Source organism: Avibacterium sp. 21-599, from assembly GCF_026226765.1.
Lineage (GTDB): Bacteria > Pseudomonadota > Gammaproteobacteria > Enterobacterales > Pasteurellaceae > Avibacterium.
The window spans coordinates 829509-846058 of record NZ_JAKKOB010000001.1 but is presented as its reverse complement, the minus strand read 5'-3'; the positions used below and the strand labels follow the sequence as shown (position 1 = coordinate 846058).

General features: G+C 44.8%; 12 protein-coding genes, 1 pseudogene and 1 CRISPR repeat array. Of the genes and pseudogenes, 11 read left to right on the top strand and 2 right to left on the bottom strand.

From position 1 onward, the window contains the following. Positions 1 to 266 precede the first annotated feature (266 nt). The 9 genes and pseudogenes from cas1f (at position 267) to L5B83_RS04100 (ending at position 12103) form a co-directional block, all read left to right on the top strand. Complete coding sequence (cas1f, locus tag L5B83_RS04140; RefSeq protein WP_265777667.1) at positions 267 to 1247, top strand: type I-F CRISPR-associated endonuclease Cas1f; 981 nt, start codon at positions 267 to 269, stop codon at positions 1245 to 1247. After that, positions 1244 to 4570 (top strand): type I-F CRISPR-associated helicase Cas3f, encoded by a 3327-nt coding sequence (gene cas3f, locus L5B83_RS04135; RefSeq protein ID WP_265777666.1) that lies wholly within the window; start codon positions 1244 to 1246, stop codon positions 4568 to 4570. The genes cas1f and cas3f overlap by 4 nt, the downstream gene beginning before the upstream one ends. Before the next feature lie 394 nt (positions 4571 to 4964). After that, positions 4965 to 6323 (top strand): type I-F CRISPR-associated protein Csy1, encoded by a 1359-nt coding sequence (gene csy1, locus L5B83_RS04130; RefSeq protein WP_265777665.1) that lies wholly within the window; start codon positions 4965 to 4967, stop codon positions 6321 to 6323. After that, complete coding sequence (gene csy2 / locus L5B83_RS04125) at positions 6320 to 7219, top strand: type I-F CRISPR-associated protein Csy2 (protein WP_265777664.1); 900 nt, start codon at positions 6320 to 6322, stop codon at positions 7217 to 7219. Before csy1 ends, csy2 begins: the two co-directional genes overlap by 4 nt. 12 nt (positions 7220 to 7231) lie before the next feature. Continuing rightward, complete coding sequence (csy3, locus tag L5B83_RS04120; RefSeq protein ID WP_265777663.1) at positions 7232 to 8239, top strand: type I-F CRISPR-associated protein Csy3; 1008 nt, start codon at positions 7232 to 7234, stop codon at positions 8237 to 8239. Between the two features lie 2 nt (positions 8240 to 8241). Further along, complete coding sequence (cas6f, locus tag L5B83_RS04115; RefSeq protein WP_265777662.1) at positions 8242 to 8814, top strand: type I-F CRISPR-associated endoribonuclease Cas6/Csy4; 573 nt, start codon at positions 8242 to 8244, stop codon at positions 8812 to 8814. 148 nt (positions 8815 to 8962) lie between these two features. Further along, positions 8963 to 10494: a CRISPR direct-repeat array (repeat unit 28 nt; unit sequence GTTATCCGCCGCACAGGCGGCTTAGAAA). A gap of 121 nt (positions 10495 to 10615) precedes the next feature. Further along, a pseudogene (locus L5B83_RS04110) lies at positions 10616 to 11265 on the top strand (IS1595 family transposase). 175 nt (positions 11266 to 11440) lie between these two features. Beyond that, on the top strand, positions 11441 to 11731 hold the full coding sequence (locus L5B83_RS04105) for a hypothetical protein (protein ID WP_265777661.1): 291 nt from the start codon (positions 11441 to 11443) through the stop codon (positions 11729 to 11731). Between the two features lie 222 nt (positions 11732 to 11953). Then, positions 11954 to 12103 (top strand): hypothetical protein, encoded by a 150-nt coding sequence (locus L5B83_RS04100; RefSeq protein ID WP_265777660.1) that lies wholly within the window; start codon positions 11954 to 11956, stop codon positions 12101 to 12103. A gap of 697 nt (positions 12104 to 12800) precedes the next feature. On the opposite strand, the gene lysA is transcribed toward L5B83_RS04100, so the two are convergent. Both lysA and lptM read right to left on the bottom strand, forming a co-directional pair. Then, positions 12801 to 14051 (bottom strand): diaminopimelate decarboxylase, encoded by a 1251-nt coding sequence (gene lysA / locus L5B83_RS04095; protein ID WP_265777659.1) that lies wholly within the window; start codon positions 14049 to 14051, stop codon positions 12801 to 12803. Positions 14052 to 14069: 18 nt separating this feature from the next. Continuing rightward, entirely contained in the window at positions 14070 to 14186 is a 117-nt protein-coding gene (gene lptM / locus L5B83_RS04090; protein WP_250363794.1) for an LPS translocon maturation chaperone LptM, read from the bottom strand. A gap of 149 nt (positions 14187 to 14335) precedes the next feature. Here lptM and cyaY point away from each other — a divergent pair, with 149 nt between their 5' ends. Together cyaY and recQ are read left to right on the top strand one after the other, a co-directional pair. After that, the gene (gene cyaY, locus L5B83_RS04085) at positions 14336 to 14644 is read left to right on the top strand and encodes an iron donor protein CyaY (RefSeq protein ID WP_265777658.1); all 309 of its coding nucleotides are present in this window, start codon (positions 14336 to 14338) and stop codon (positions 14642 to 14644) included. Positions 14645 to 14705: 61 nt separating this feature from the next. Beyond that, on the top strand, positions 14706 to 16550 hold the full coding sequence (recQ, locus tag L5B83_RS04080) for a DNA helicase RecQ (RefSeq protein WP_265777657.1): 1845 nt from the start codon (positions 14706 to 14708) through the stop codon (positions 16548 to 16550).

The window sequence follows — 16550 nt, the reverse complement described above, 5'->3', positions numbered from 1 at the left end:
GTGGCATACCAATGACTATGTGGAAAAACGCGGAAAAATCCCTATTAGTCATCATTTAACCGAACGACCAAGCGAAGCCATTTAGGCGATTGATTTGATAATTCAAGGGTTTAATTAACATTTTGATATACTTTGATATACTGAAGTAATATAGAACGGTTTTAGTCGGTATTCTTCGCCAGCTCCGTGAGTTACGGCAAAATATGTTGTATAAAGAACAAGTATTAACAGAAAATAGGGTTGTCAAAAATTAAAAAGGAGCCTTTATGCCTCATACACTAAGCCCCTATCAGGCATCTGGATTCAATGCTTCCGATCTCAAAACCATTCTGCATAGCAAGCGTGCCAATATGTATTACTTGGAATATTGCCGTGTGATGCAAAAAGACGGCCGTGTTCTTTATCTCACCGAAGATGAACGTGCCAATCTCTATTACAATATTCCCATTGCCAATACAACCGTTATCTTACTCGGGACAGGCACCTCTATCACGCAAGCAGCAATGCGTGTGTTGGCTCAGGCTGGTGTGTTGGTCGGCTTTTGCGGCGGTGGCGGAACGCCACTTTTTGCTGGCACGGAAATTAGCTGGTTCACACCGCAAAGTGAATACCGCCCAACGGAATATGTGCAAGGCTGGCTTTCATGGTGGTGGGACGATAATAAACGGCTTCAGGCAGCAAAAATACTGCAAACTGCACGCATGGATTATCTATTAACCATTTGGCAAAAAGACCGTGAACTCATTGCCCGTGGATTTAATGCTCCTGCGATTTTGCACACCATTGAAACTGCCCGAAACACCATTGCCCAACAAAGCAGCGTAACGCATCTGCTCCAACATGAAGCGCATCTGACCAAAGCCCTTTATAAAGCCGCTGCAAGCTGTACCAAACAAGAAGGCTTTAGCCGCGAACATGACGGCATCGACAAAGCCAACCGCTTTTTAAATCACGGCAATTATCTTGCCTACGGGCTGGGCGCAACAACCGCATGGGTGCTGGGCATTCCGCACGGTTTTGCCGTGATGCACGGAAAAACAAGACGCGGTGCGCTCGTTTTTGATATTGCCGACATCATCAAAGACGCACTAGTCTTACCGCTTGCCTTTATTGCTGCTGCCGACAACCTAAGCGAACAGCAATTTCGCCAAGAATGCTTAAATCAATTCATCAAACATAATGCCTTAGATACCCAATTTGACCTGATAAAAGCACTGGCTTTAAAAACCGATTGGGAGGCAGCATGATTGTTACCTTTGTCAGCCAATGCGAAAAGAAAGCATTAAAACGCACCCGCCGCATACTCGATAGCTTTGCCAACCGCATTGGCGATAACGTTTGGCAGACAGCCATCACCCAAGAAGGGCTTAATACTGTTGCCGCGCTGCTGCGTCAAAGTGCCACCAAATCCACCGCCGTCAGCTGCCACCGCAACCGCACTAGCCATACCACAGAACTGCTTTTTATTATTGGCAACAGACGTAAATTTAATGAATTAGGCATTGTTCCTGTTAATTACACCAAGAGAAATATCATGCATCAAGAATGGGAAAACGATTGGCAATATCTCACCGCCATACAAATCATTACAACCCTTGCCGCCCTACTGCATGATATTGGCAAATCCAATTTAGGTTTCCAGCAGAAACTCAAAGGGCAAACCGCCACAAAAGGCGAACCCTACCGCCATGAATGGGTATCGTTAAAACTCTTTCTATGGCTCGTTGCTGACTGTCAAACCGATGAAGCCGTATTTGACCGCTTAATCCATTTAGACCATTATCTTGCTAACCATAAGCCTGCATTTGAAACAAGCGATTATGGCTACGCCAATATACAGAATCTGCCGCCGCTTGCCCAATGGATTGGCTGGCTGATTGTTACCCACCACCGTCTGCCGCCCCTGCCACGGCTGCAAGACACAGATGCCAGCGGTGATGGCTACAGTGCCGACTCCATCAAAGAAATGCGGCAGGCAGGTCATTCATGCTACAACGTCTCTGCTCAAGATTTTTATGAAAGATTGCGTGCCATCAATCATTGGGTGCATAACCCCCAAATTACCGCAAATCTGAAGCAAAACTGGCAATTTGAACACCTTGTTCTGCATAGCAAAACCTTGCAGAAGCAGCTTAAACGCTTTGCTCAAAAAGCCAAAAACGACCCAAAATTGACCGCATTAAGCCAGCAAAAAAGCCCCATCACCAATCCCTTGCTGCTGAATCTTTCCCGCTTAATCCTGATGACGGGCGACCACAACTACTCTTCATTGTCCAAAGATAGCAAACAACGCGTGTCAGGCAATACCGATTGGCAGGATAAACTTATCGCCAACACCGACTGCAAAACCAAAGAAACCAAGCAAGCCCTTGACGAACATCTACTTGGCGTAGCGGACTATTGCGGACGTGTCGCCACAGCCTTGCCCATTATTCAGGCAGCATTACCCAAACTCAAAGACCACGACAGCCTTGCTAAAAACACCGCAACCGCAAGATTTCAATGGCAAAACCAAGCCTTCAAACTGGCAAGAGAAGTCAGCGGACAAAGCCAAACCCATGGCTTTTTTGCCATCAATATGGCGTCTACTGGCTGCGGCAAAACCATCGCCAACGCCCGCATTGCCTATGCACTGGCCGATACACATCAAGGAGCACGCTTTACCATTGCCCTAGGACTGCGGACACTCACCTTGCAGACAGGTGCCAGCCTGCGTCAAGACCTTGGCTTAAGCGAAAAAGAACTCGCCGTCTTGGTGGGCGGACGAGCTAATAAACAGCTTTTTGAACTTAATCAAAAAAACGAAGAAGACAGCGAAGAAAACGGCAGCCTCTCTGCCGAATCACTCATTGACAGCTATGTGGATAGCCGCTTTGAGCCATCAGATTTTGACGTACTTGGGCTTGGCGTACTCACCCAGCAAGAAAAAGCCCAGCAGCTGCTCTACAGCCCCATTGTCAGCTGCACCATTGACCACCTCATGCAAGCCAGCGAACAGCTTCGTGGCGGACACTACATCATTCCCACCCTGCGATTGCTCTCAAGCGACCTTATCCTTGATGAACCAGACGACTTCTCCGAAAGCGACCTGCCCGCCCTCACACGGCTTGTGCATCTGGCAGGGCTATACGGCAGCCGCATCATACTCTCATCAGCTACCTTACAGCCCGACCAAGTGTATGGCTTATTTACCGCTTACCTAGAAGGACGCAAAATTTACAACGAAAATTTTAACCTGCCAGCACCGTCCATTCCCTGCCTATGGAGTGATGAAAACCACAGCAGCATCAGCACCTGCACCGACACCCGTGAGCACAGCCAAGCCCATCAACGCTTTTTGGAAAAACGCCAACGCTGCCTGAAACAACAGCCCATACAGCGAATAGGCGAAATCCTGCCGATGGTCGCCAAAGTAAGTAAAAACCCCAAACGCTTCTATCCAGCAATTGCCAAACAACTGCTTGAATACGCAACAGATTACCATCATCGCCACCACTTTGACGAAAACGGAAAAACCATCAGCATTGGGCTCATCCGTATGGCGAACATCACGCCCATTATGCAGACCGCACTTGCCCTGTATGCACAAGACAGTCTTGCCAAAGACACCCATATCCACCTTGCCGTCTATCACAGCAGGCAAGCCCTCATACTGCGTAACCAACTGGAACAACAGCTTGATGCCATACTAAACCGCAAAAACGGCAACAACCCTGCCAACCACCCAGCCGTCAAAACCGCGATTGCCGCTTATTCCGACGCCAAGCACCACCTCTTTATCGTGCTGGCAAGCCCCGTCTGTGAAGTCGGACGTGACCACGACTACGACTGGGCAATTGCTGAACCCAGCTCCATGCGATCGCTCATTCAGCTGGCAGGACGCATCAACCGCCACCGCCCCGACAGGCAGCCCAAAATGCCCAACCTTGGCATCTGGCAGCACAATATCCGTGGCATCAAACAAGAAAACTGTGCCTTTATCCACCCAGGCTATGAAAGTGCCGAGTACCGCCTAAACAGCCACAATTGCGAAACCCTCATACCTGCCGAACAGCTCAAACGTATTGATGCCCAGCCCCGCATCATCAAGCCAGCCGAACCCGACCCCAAAAACCGCCTATCCGACCTAGAACATCAAGTGCTTGCCGAGCTAATGCAAAATGACAAAATCAATATCGTCAATGCCTACTGGCAGCCTGAACCCCTAAACCGCCATCACTGCCACCTGATTCGCCTAAGCCCATTCCGACAAGGCGAAAAAGAAGCTGACTACCTTATCCGCCCCGAAGACAGCGGCAATGTGCCATATCACCTAGAACAAATTGAAGCCCATGGTTTTTCGGGGGCTAAAACAGCCCAAGACGTGATTAAACCCTATCCTTTTGAAAATAATAATGAAGGCATCACCCCATGGCTCACCGCCTCACTCAAAACACAAATCAGCCAATTAAGCGAAAAACTGGGCATCTCTGCTAATACCGCCGTTATCCGCTTTGCCGGCATCACCCTGCCAGAGAGACAACATACTTGGTATTTTCATGAATACTTTGGCTGCTGGGAACATGAGTAAAAATGGAAAGGATACTCAAGAAGTCATCAAAAGAACAGCCAAAAACCTGCTTTGGCGGGCTTAACTCAATAGTGAAATAATTTTAAAAAATAAAAATACAATGGTTTAAAAAAATTTTACTTAGGTTACTCTGTACGAGTCGAGGACAGGGCTTAAGCTATCGGTCAAGCCTTAGGCTTAAGCAACCCATGAAAAAACCACCTAGGCGGCGGCTAAGTGAAAAACAAAAATACAATTTACTAAGCCATCTATGCGACGGTCTTTCATTGTAGCACAAAAGGCTTACCAAGACAAAAAAAACAATTTTTAATAAAAATAAAAAAACAATGGTTGATAGTCTGATTTTTTTGACTTAGTATACACACCATCAAGCCAATTAAAAACGAGGTCTTCTATGAACACCATCACCACCGAACAGATTAAAGAGGCAATCAACACCTTTTTAACCGCCCAGTACCACAAGAAAAGCGAAAAAGAACAAAAACAGCTTGCCAAAGCCGAGCAAGAAAATGATCCCATCGCCATTGCCGAAGCCCGTGAAGCCCTGCGTCCGATTCAAGAAAAATACCAAGCAGACCATTGGTTTCAGGCTGCTGAAAAAATGGCGGGGCAGTTAAATTTTGGTACCCACACCTCTAAAGGCATTCACAGCGATGCCAAAGGCGACAACATTATCTTTAGCGGCAGCCCAGCACACGGCTATATCGGCACGCACAGCATAGACAGTACCCAGCTTGATGCCAGCGGTAATGCCGCTGCACTGCCGTTAGCCGCATTTTTTGAGCAGCCCGTTAGCGGGTCATACCTGATGCGTGATGTGATTCTTGCCCAACTGCCTGCACTTCACGGCTGTTTTGGTACAGATGCCGAACACTCCAAGCACTATCAGCAAGTATTTTACCGCTGCTTAACCGCCCAGCCCGATACGCCAAGTACCCACGAACGCAACAAGCAAATCCTCTGGGCAATCCACCCCGATGAAAACGAATATTGCACACTGGTACCGCTGCACCCTTCCAAATTAACCCATGAGGTCTATCTCAACATCAATCACCGCCGCTATAGCGATGAGCAAAAAACCGCACGAGAAAATCGCTACAAACACCCAGACAAACCGCAAGCCCCTTATCAAGAACTGCTGGATCTTGCCGCAACCCAGCTTGGCGGTACTAAGCCGCAGAACATCAGCCTGCTTAACAGCCGTCAGGGCGGCCGCCAATATCTTTTGCCGTCTATTCCGCCTATTTTTCAAAAACGGGCCTTTGGAACGGTGCAGCTTACCAAGCAAGACAACAGCTTATTTAAAAGCCGTGCTTACCGCCATAAAATGCGTTATAAAATCAAAAGCCTGGCTGAAATTATCAAAGACAGACGCAACAATGTTTCTTTGCGTGAACAGCGTGATGATTTGCTTGCCGAAATCCTGATGGAAACCTTTGCCATCGCAGCCACCATACAGCAGCAGCCTGCAGGCTGGAGCGAAGATAGCAAACTTAATTTCGAGCAAAGCCTCTGGCTTGACCCAAACAATCCCGATGAAGACCACCAGCAAGACCGTGAAGAAGAGGACTGGCAAAATGCTGTTGCTGAACAATTTGCCGATTGGCTGCAAAGCAGCCTGAAAGAAATCTTTAAAAAAGACAGCCAAATCCAAAGCAGTGATTTTGGTACACCAGAATATCTGTATTGGAAAACTGCGATTGAAGATGCCATCAAAGCCTCACAGCGTCTTGGTGAAGGAGTATTTCAATGAGCCACATTTACCCCAATTATCCGCAGGCAGGCTACCTGATTATTAAAAATTTGCGTATTGAGAATGCCAACACCTTGTCAAGTCCGCTCACCTATGGATTCCCTGCCATCAGCGGCTTTGTCGGTGCCGTACATGCCTTAAGCCGCACCCTTGCCCAAAGCCAAGATTTTTCCCATCTGCGGTTAGATGGCACGCTGATTGCCTGCCGTGATATCCATATCCAGCGTTACCGAGAAAGCCGTTACAGCAACTACAGTTTTAACCAAACACGCAATCCGATTTTAAAAGACGGCAGCAGTGCCGCCATTATTGAATCAGGACGCTGCCATCTTACCGTCAGCCTTGCCATTGGCATTTACGGCAGCCTTGAACAGCAGCAGATGGACGGCTTAAAGCGTTTTATCGCTGAAAAAATTCAGCAGCAGCGGATAGCTGGCGGCAGCGTGGTTGGCATTGATGCCAAAGCCCCTGTTAGCTACAGCCCAACCATCAATGAATGCAAAAAAGATTTTCTGCCTGCTTTCATTTTGATGAATGCCCACGAAGAACTGACCGCCATTTGCGAAGAAAAACAGCTCTCGCCCCTTGATGCGCTGATTGAAACCGCTGTTATCCACCAAATTCCAGATGATGACGGTACATGGCACAGTGAAAGCATTAAAACAGGACGTGGCTGGCTTGTGCCGATTCCCGTTGGCTATCAAGGCATCAGCCCTGTGATAGCAGCAGGCAAACTCAACAACAGCCGCAACCCCGAATACCCAGCACAATACGTTGAAACCATTTACAGTCTTGGCAAATGGGTCTTCCCGAACCGTATTGCCGACTTACAACACGCCTTTTGGTATCAAACCTATGATGCCGAACACCATCTTTATCTTGTCCAACAGCCTTAAGAGGAAAACATCATGGCAAAAATTAACAGCAAAGTTACCGTACTCGCCTTTGAACGCAAAATTGATATTTCTGACGCCTATCTCTGGCAAACGAACAGCCAAAAAGAAAACGCACTCAAAGAACCCGTTATCGTGCGAGAAAAATCCGTACGCGGCACTATCAGCAACCGCTTAAAAAATGCGATTGCCAGCAACCCTGCGAAACTTGATGCAGAAATTGAAAAAGCCAACCTGCAGCGTGTAGATGCCGCCTTCTTAAATGAAGACTGCGATACCCTCATTGCCAGCTTTACCTGCAAAATCTTACCCTTTACGGGCAAACCCAGTGTCTGCAACAACCAAGACTTTCAGGCAGCATTAGAAGAAACCGTTGCCCAGTACAAACAAGAACAAGGTTTTGCCGAACTTGCCAAACGCTATGCCATCAACCTGATTAACGCCCGTTGGCTGTGGCGTAACCGTATCGGTGCCGAAAGCATCACCGTAACCATCAAAAACGGTGAGGACACCTTAACCTTTAACCAAGCCCGTGATATTTCGCTCAATGATTTTGACTTTGAAAGCCCAGATTTGACAAAGCTTGCCGCTTGGATAGAAGCAGGATTTAATGGCAAAGCCTTTACCCTCTTGCAGGTTGAAGCCCAAGCCAACATCGGCAACGGACAAGACGTCTTCCCAAGCCAAGAACTGGTGCTAGACACGGGCAAAAACAAAAGCAAAATCCTCTACACAGTCGGACGTGAACAAAACCAAGCAGGTATCCATTCGCAAAAAATTGGCAATGCCATCCGCACCATAGATAACTGGTATCCCAACGCAGCATTCCCCATTGCCGCCGAACCCTATGGTGCGGTTACCACACTGGGAACCGCCTACCGCCAGCCAAAAGACAAACAAGATTTTTACAGCCTGTTTGACCCTTGGATAAAAGAAGGCAAAGCCCCCAAAAAAGATGAGCAACACTACGTTATCGCGATTCTTATCCGTGGCGGCGTCTTTGGTGAAAGCGGTAAGGAGTAACCATGATTTACCAAGAGCTTACCCTGCTTCCCTCAGCAGAAATACCGCTGCACGCCCTTTGGGAAGCCCTCTACAAACAACTGCACATTGGTTTGGCTGATGTGCAGAACCGTGAAAGCGTGAACCGCATCGGGGTGAGTTTTCCCCGCTATGAACTGGGGCAGCATAGCCTCGGCAATCAAATCCGCCTCATCGCTCCAGATGAGGCGACCCTTGCAACGCTGAATTTAGAAAAATGGCTGGCAAGATTGACGGACTATATCCACATCAAAAAGCCAGCTGTCGTGCCTAACCACGCAGTGCCAGTTACAGTTAAACGCTACCGCTTCCGCCCCATTGACCAGCAGGCCAAAGCCCACGCAAAACGGCACCAAATCAGCTATGAAGAGGCACTGACGCATTGCAAAACCCACCGCAGAGCAGAGCTTCACCCGCCCTTTATCAGAATGACGAGTGAGACCAACGCCCAACCCTATCCGCTTGTAATTCTGCAAAAACCAGCTGATGCCGCCGTTCATGGCAGCTACAACAGCTATGGGCTTAGCCATCAAGGCAGCACCGTACCGCATTGGTGAGCATTTCAGGTAGCAGACCCTTTTTTGCGAGCAATTTAACAAATCAAACAAAAATAATGAATTAAAAATAAGGAGAAAAATATGGGGTAAACACAATAAAATCGGTGCAAACCTTTGCAGCTAGGGCATTTGCACGGCAAAAATTGCAGTTATCCGCCGCACAGGCGGCTTAGAAATCTCTAATCCCGTGCGTCCAGTTGTGCAACCCGTTATCCGCCGCACAGGCGGCTTAGAAAAACTAGCTGAATTCGACATCATTAATAAGTATTTGTTATCCGCCGCACAGGCGGCTTAGAAAACGTGTTTGACGAGGACGGCAACTTTGTGCCATGTTATCCGCCGCACAGGCGGCTTAGAAATGTAAAAGTGATTTAAAAAGGGTTTAAAAATGGTTATCCGCCGCACAGGCGGCTTAGAAAGCCTGCAAGTTCTGGAAATTCTTTCTCCATCAGTTATCCGCCGCACAGGCGGCTTAGAAATTCTAACCATTCAACAGCGAGCAATCGCCCTGGTTATCCGCCGCACAGGCGGCTTAGAAAAGTACCGTCGGTGAGCTCGATGTCAGCGTGGTGTTATCCGCCGCACAGGCGGCTTAGAAAAATGGCAACTTGAACACATTACTGCTACATAGGTTATCCGCCGCACAGGCGGCTTAGAAAGACAAGAGCAATAAGTCCGATAAACCCAATCTGTTATCCGCCGCACAGGCGGCTTAGAAATAGCACGGGTTTAGGTTGTAAATGAAAATAAATGTTATCCGCCGCACAGGCGGCTTAGAAAGAACGGTACAACCAAAAAACGGCTTTTCTTCGGTTATCCGCCGCACAGGCGGCTTAGAAAACCCAAATAAGCATACCAATCACTTCATTTTCGTTATCCGCCGCACAGGCGGCTTAGAAAATTTATTGGCATTTAACCCTGTTGCAGGGGCAGTTATCCGCCGCACAGGCGGCTTAGAAATTAAAAATTAAAGGGTTTTTATTGTCTAAAAAGTTATCCGCCGCACAGGCGGCTTAGAAATAGAACCCGTGCTAGGTTCAAATCTAAAATTGGTTATCCGCCGCACAGGCGGCTTAGAAAATTAAACACGATGGTGATAATTTCAGTATTACGTTATCCGCCGCACAGGCGGCTTAGAAAAAGCCGCATTGCCTTTAACACTTCCATAATTAGTTATCCGCCGCACAGGCGGCTTAGAAAAAAAATAAAGATTTTTAAATAGTAGAAAATCGTTATCCGCCGCACAGGCGGCTTAGAAAGTTCTGCCGTGCCGCTTTTCAATATGTGCATAGTTATCCGCCGCACAGGCGGCTTAGAAAGGTTTATTAACAACTGTCATTCTTTACCCCTCGTTATCCGCCGCATAGGCGGCTTAGAAAAAGGACAACGCATTCGGACACTTTTTGGCTGGGTTATCCGCCGCATAGGCGGCTTAGAAAATACAGCAACTTAGCCATAGCTTAGCGGAAAAGTTATCCGCCGCATAGGCGGCTTAGAAAGTTTGGAACGCAGCAAAAGAATTGAAAGAAAAGTTATCCGCCGCATAGGCGGCTTAGAAAGTTTGGAACGCAGCAAAAGAATTGAAAGAAAAGTTATCCGCCGCATAGGCGGATTAGAAATACAAGCCACCTTAACCCGTGATTTGGTTTACCGTTATCCATCGCATAGATGGCTTAGAAAGAAAAAATTATCCGTCATTTTGGCGGGATATGGTTATCCATCACATAGATAGCTTAGAAATCATTATTATGGGGCTGTCCTAGATAACGACTAAAAACTCTGTTTAGGTTAAAATGACCAAATGAGAAAAAATCGCTTAAGTCAGCATAAAAAAATAAACTCATTGAGCTGTTTGTCGCAGGTGTTACTGCAAGAACAGCAGTCGAGTGAGTAAATGTAAACAAAACGACAGCAGTGTATTACTTTCATCGCTTACGATTACTTATTTATCAAAACAGCTCCCATTTGGAAATGTTCGATGGCGAAATTGAAGCTGATGAAAGCGATTTCGGTGGCATTCGCAAAGACAAACGAGGGCTAGGTGAAGCAGGTAAAACGGCTGTATTTGGGCTTTTAAAACGCAATGGTAAGGTTTACACCATCGTGCTGCCAAATACTCAATCTGCGACATTGTTGCCAATCATTCGCGAGCAAGTAAAGCCTGATAGTATTGTTTACATTGATTTCTACCGAAGTTATGATGTACTTGACGTGAGTGAATTTAACCATTTTCGCATCAATCACAGTACACACTTTGCAGAAAAACAAAATCACATTAACGGAATTGAGAACTTTTGGAATCAAGTGAAACGCCATTTACGCAAGTTTAACGGTATTCCTAAAGCGCATTTTGAGCTTTATTTGAAGGAATGCGAATGGCGTTTTAATAACAGTAACTTAAAATCTCAAATTTCTATTTTAAAACAATTAGTTAAAGGAAATTTAGCCTAGTTATCTAGGACAGCCCCTAAATCTATGCTCTATTTGCTTACAGCATTATTCACTGCAGATTAAATTGAAGATACAGCCTAGTCTAAATATAATATGCAAATATTACTCCACAATTCAGGAATGCAGCACTTTCAAACTTTTACGAGAGTTTTTAATTAACAAATAAGGAAAAAATATGAACATTAAAGTTATTACAGGTACACCAACCAACATTGAAAACATTCAAATTGTAGATGTATGTACAACCACATATACAACGCAACTTAATCAGAAATCACTCCTACAAAAAGTATTTGGAAACAAAAACGATCAATCTTTTACAGACGGCATTGAGCAATTGATCAGTATCGCTCAAAGTTCAGGAGGAAACATTATTTTTGATATAAAAGTATCAACTGCAACAGCGGAATTTCGGAACGGTATATATCTTTACACTACACTTGTCGCAACAATTGGCAAAGAATAAATATTGCTATGTAATATATAGACCGCGGTGCTATCAATAGAATTTTACCCTACGCTAATATCAATCATTCTAAATGAATTTATGGCAATTAATAGGAATGTTCAATGGTATGTTCAAGTTTATCAATTTACTGTGGTGTTTCCTCTAGATTTTTTAAGAACGCTATATAGCTAAATTTATTAAAAAACCATATAACATTCTCAAGATCTACTGAAAAAAGCGATGGGGAAATTGGTAGTAAATCAATCTGTCCATAAAACTCTCCAAGGTTTCGGTATTCATCTCGTGATCGTGCCAAAATGGAAAAATAGCAAAGACAATAAACACAGCACATCAAACGACAAAAAATTGATTATCCATTATACTCAATAGCCTAACGAAAACCTAACACAAGGGCTTTTTAAACACAAACCCTTGTGATGGCAAAAAGCTAATGGCTATCACAGTCTGTGCGGACTGAGGATTGACAAGTGATACTATCCCTCAAACATATCACTTTTCAGAGAAGCATAAAAAAATTCAAAACACTGGGCAGAAATTTGATTTATTTAGATGAAAGTGATGTCTATCACTGCTGGCATAGCGCCTGTGGTTGGGCAAAGCGTGGTAAACGGTCTATGGGTAAGTTGGACTGGCATAGATGTTATCGCAGTAATGCAATAGGGGCTTTGTTCAATAGAAAACCGTTCGCTGTTGGGTTATTTTATAGCACGGTCAATAGCAATGTTTTTGAAGCTTAGATGAAACAACGCCTACTACCACAATGACCTCCAAATAGTGTCATCATTATGGAAAACATTACATTTCACAAACGGCAAACAACCTAAGTACTCATTGAGAAAACAGATAATAAAATCCTTTGATTACCGACATATCACCCTGACTTAACTCCTATTGAAAAATTGAAAAGAAATGGAATGAAATCAAAAAAATACTAGACTGATTGTATTGATGTACTTTTTAAGATTGTATAGCATTTAACTACATAAAAATTATCCGCCCTCTAAAAGTTTGAAACAATCAACTTTCAGAGGGCGGATATTTTAAATATTATTAAAAGAATTTATTATCACGGCAATAAACTTTCCAACTGCCATAATTCAGGGAAAGTTTCACGGCGTTTGATTAAATGTGCTTGATCGCCGTCTACCATCACTTCAATGGCTCTTGGGCGAGAGTTATAGGTTGATGCCATACTTGCACCATAAGCTCCGGCAGAACGTTGGGCAATAAGATCCCCTTGAGCAATGGCAAGTTCACGCTGTTTGCCTAAGAAATCAGAGGTTTCACAAATTGGCCCAACCACATCATAAATCTTGCTTTCGCGTGGTTGGCGACGATCCACTTCAATGATATTCATATAGGCCTGATACAGCGCAGGGCGGATCATATCATTCATTCCCGTATCTACAATGGCAAAGTTGCGGCTTTCATTGCTTTTTAAATATTCCACTTTAGTCACCAAAATCCCCGCATTGGCGGTAATCGCACGGCCCGGCTCAAGGATAATTTCTAAGTTTGGATAATCCTTTAACTTGGCTAATAAGGCTTTTGCATATTCACTTGGGTGCGGTGCATTTTCGTCTTTATAGGTTACGCCCAATCCGCCACCTAAATCTAAATGTTCAAGCTTAATCCCGTCTTGTTCTAATTGTTTCATTAGTACAATCAAACGATCAGTCGCATCAAGGAAAGGTTGAATTTCGATGAGTTGCGAACCAATATGGCAATCCATTCCGGTGATTTTAATATGGGGTAACTGACTCGCAATACGATACACTTCACGCGCTTCATCAACGCTCACACCGAATTTATTTTCTTTTAAGCCAGTAGAAATATAAGGGTGAGTGTGGGCGTCCACATCTGGGTTCACGCGTAAAGAAATAGGCGCGATTTTATTTAACTTCCCTGCTACATCATTAATACGGTAAAGCTCGGCAAGGCTTTCGACATTAAAGCAACGAATGCCCACATTTAACGCACGTTCAATTTCCTGTTCAGATTTTGCTACGCCAGAAAAAACGATTTTGTTTGCTTCACCACCAGCAGCAAGCACACGTTCTAATTCCCCTTGCGATACAATATCAAAGCCCGAGCCAAGTTTTGCCATCACATTTAAAATGGCTAAATTTGGGTTAGATTTCACCGCAAAGCAAATTAAATGTGGGTGATTGCCTAAGGCATTATCAAAGGCGTGCCAATGCCGCTCAAGCGTAGCCCGTGAATAAACATAAGCCGGTGTACCAAATTGTTGTGCTATTTTACTTACCGGCACTTGCTCCGCCATCAGTTGATCATCTTGATATTGAAAAAAATCCATTAGCTTGTCCTTGAATGCTTATTGTTGTGTTTGTGAATGTTGTTGTTCAGGGAAATAAAGTGGGCCTTTCACACCACAAGCGGTGGCAGAAAGCGTAACTGCCCCTAAAGTGAGGATAAAAATTAGCTTTTTCATCTTATATTCTCTTGGTTTATCTTATAAATCTTACGCATAATAACGATATTTATAGAAAGATCTATTCTTTTTTACATCATTTTGCACTTTGTATAAATGGTAAAAACTCTCTATAATTCTGCCTTATCTATTTCGCTTATGGAAAAATTATGAACGTTACAGAATTTCATCAAAATATTGAGCAAGTTTGGCTCAAAATTGAAGAGCAATTAGAAGAGCAAGATTGTGATGTGGATTGCGACACGCAAGGTTCGGTGTTTACCATCACCTTTCCTGATCGCAGCCAAGTGGTAGTAAATAAGCAAGAGCCGTTACTTGAACTCTGGCTTGCCAGCAAAGCGGGCGGTTTCCACTTTGCCTTCAAAGAGGGACAATGGATTGCCAATGACGGCAAATTATTCTGGCAATGCTTGGAAGAAGCCTGTCGCGTACACGGCGAGCAAGTGCATTTTACCTAATGCCCTATTTCATCAATAAACAAAGTGCGGTGCATTTTTAACGAGTTTTTCGCAAAAAATAATGAAAAAAAACACCGCACTTGAAGTTTTAAATGAGGTCTTTGGTTACCAATCTTTCCGCAACGGACAAGAAGAAGTCATCAACGCCGCCCTTTCACACCAAGATAGCCTCGTGATTATGGCAACGGGAAACGGAAAATCCCTTTGCTATCAAATTCCTGCACTTTGCTTTTCTGGTTTAACCTTAGTCATTTCGCCACTGATTTCGTTAATGAAAGATCAAGTGGATCAACTGCTTGCCAACGGTATCGAAGTGGATTATCTCAATTCCACACAAACCTTTGAGCAACAGCAAATCGTGCAAAATAAGGCGATTTCAGGGCAACTCAAATTGCTTTATATTTCGCCCGAAAAGGCGATGACAACCAGTTTTTTTCAATTTATTTCCCATTGCCAAGTGAGCTTTATTGCCATTGATGAAGCCCATTGTATTTCCCAATGGGGACACGATTTCCGCCCTGAATACACCCAACTTGGTGGCTTAAAACGCTGCTTTCCCAATGCCCCGATAATGGCACTCACCGCCACCGCTGACAGTGCCACAAGGCAAGATATTTTGCACCACTTACAACTGGATAACCCGCATATTTATATCGGCAGTTTTGATCGCCCAAATATTCGCTACACCTTGGTGGAAAAATTTAAGCCAATGGAACAACTATGCCAATTTGTACTAGGGCAAAAGGGCAAAAGCGGTATCGTTTATTGCAACAGCCGTAATAAAGTGGAACGTTTGGCGGAAAGTTTACGCAAAAAGGGCGTTTCTGCCCAAGCCTATCACGCAGGAATGGAAGCCAACCAGCGCGAACAAGTGCAACGTGCTTTTCAGCGTGATAATGTGCAAGTGGTGGTGGCAACCATTGCTTTTGGAATGGGCATTAATAAATCCAACGTGCGGTTTGTGGCGCATTTTGATTTGCCGCGTAGTATCGAAGCGTATTACCAAGAAACAGGGCGTGCAGGACGTGATGATTTGCCAGCTGAAGCCGTATTGTTTTACGAACCCGCCGATTATGCGTGGTTACAAAAAATGCTACTGGAAAAACCAGAAAGCCCGCAACGCCAAATTGAACAGCATAAATTAGAAGCCATCGGTGAGTTCGCCGAAAGCCAAACCTGCCGCCGTTTAGTCTTGCTGAACTATTTTGGTGAACATCGCCAAGCACCTTGTGGAAACTGCGATATTTGCCTTGATCCGCCTAAAAAATATGATGGCTTAATTGACGCACAAAAGGTGATGTCCACCATTTATCGCGTAGGGCAAATGTTCGGCGTACATTATGTGATTGGCGTGTTGCGTGGAATGCAAAATCAAAAAATTAAAGATAACCAGCACGATCAGCTCAGCGTGTACGGCATTGGCAAAGACAAAAGCAAAGAATATTGGCAATCAGTGATCCGCCAACTGATTCATCTTGGGCTTGTGCAACAAGTGATGAATCAATTTCATTCGGTGTTACAACTGACGGAAAACGCACGCCCAATTTTGCGTGGTGAACAGCCCTTAGAGCTGGCAATGCCAAGGGTTTCTTCCATTATGACCGCACAAAGCGCACAAAAAAGTGCGGTGCAAAATTACGACAAAGATCTCTTTGCTCGCCTGCGTTTCTTGCGCAAACAAATTGCCGACAAAGAAAATATCCCCCCTTACATTGTGTTCAACGATGCCACCTTGCAAGAAATGGCACAATATCAACCCACCAGTAAGCGCGAAATGCTACAAATCAACGGTGTGGGCGCAACTAAATTAGAGCGCTTCGGACAAGCATTTCTGCATATTATCCAAGAGCATAAATCACTCAGCGCAAAAAACAGCCAGCCGTTTAAATTATCTAACGAAAAATGA

Bases quoted from the DNA above. Each gene is read 5' to 3' on its own strand.
- csy3 (WP_265777663.1), top strand. From the start codon at position 7,232: ATGGCAAAAATTAACAGCAAAGTTACCGTACTCGCCTTTGAACGCAAA.
- cas3f (WP_265777666.1), top strand. From the start codon at position 1,244: ATGATTGTTACCTTTGTCAGCCAATGCGAAAAGAAAGCATTAAAACGC.
- lysA (WP_265777659.1), bottom strand. From the start codon at position 14,051: ATGGATTTTTTTCAATATCAAGATGATCAACTGATGGCGGAGCAAGTG.
- L5B83_RS04100 (WP_265777660.1), top strand. From the start codon at position 11,954: ATGGGGAAATTGGTAGTAAATCAATCTGTCCATAAAACTCTCCAAGGT.
- csy1 (WP_265777665.1), top strand. From the start codon at position 4,965: ATGAACACCATCACCACCGAACAGATTAAAGAGGCAATCAACACCTTT.
- csy2 (WP_265777664.1), top strand. From the start codon at position 6,320: ATGAGCCACATTTACCCCAATTATCCGCAGGCAGGCTACCTGATTATT.
- recQ (WP_265777657.1), top strand. From the start codon at position 14,706: ATGAAAAAAAACACCGCACTTGAAGTTTTAAATGAGGTCTTTGGTTAC.
- L5B83_RS04105 (WP_265777661.1), top strand. From the start codon at position 11,441: ATGAACATTAAAGTTATTACAGGTACACCAACCAACATTGAAAACATT.
- lptM (WP_250363794.1), bottom strand. From the start codon at position 14,186: ATGAAAAAGCTAATTTTTATCCTCACTTTAGGGGCAGTTACGCTTTCT.
- cyaY (WP_265777658.1), top strand. From the start codon at position 14,336: ATGAACGTTACAGAATTTCATCAAAATATTGAGCAAGTTTGGCTCAAA.
- cas6f (WP_265777662.1), top strand. From the start codon at position 8,242: ATGATTTACCAAGAGCTTACCCTGCTTCCCTCAGCAGAAATACCGCTG.
- cas1f (WP_265777667.1), top strand. From the start codon at position 267: ATGCCTCATACACTAAGCCCCTATCAGGCATCTGGATTCAATGCTTCC.